The sequence below is a fragment of the Leifsonia sp. HAY1-4F genome, assembly GCF_056755275.1.
In genome coordinates, this window is the sequence record NZ_JBNDHX010000271.1 from 1 (window position 1) to 274 (window position 274).

Annotated in this window: 1 protein-coding gene; it reads left to right on the forward strand. The window is 64.2% G+C overall.

All coding sequences use genetic code 11. The features are described 5' to 3' along the window. Window positions 1–51: 51 nt before the first annotated feature. The coding region (locus ACPYOG_RS19500; protein ID WP_481295777.1) for an RNA 2'-phosphotransferase at window positions 52–274 on the forward strand (223 nt) is incomplete at its 3' end.

The window sequence follows — 274 nt, forward strand, 5'->3', positions numbered from 1 at the left end:
CTCCGGCACGACCCCGGCCACGTCGGAGTCCAGCTCGATGGCGGCGGATGGGTGGACATCGACGTCCTCCTCGAGGCGTTCGCGCGCCACGGTATGACCGTCAGCCGCGAAGAACTCCACGACATCGTAGAGCAGAGCGACAAGCAACGCTTCGCGATCACGAACCATCGCATCAGGGCGAACCAAGGTCACTCGATCGACGTGGACCTCGGACTCGAACCTGCACTTCCGCCGGACCTGCTGTTCCACGGCACGGCAGAGTCGTCGGTCGATT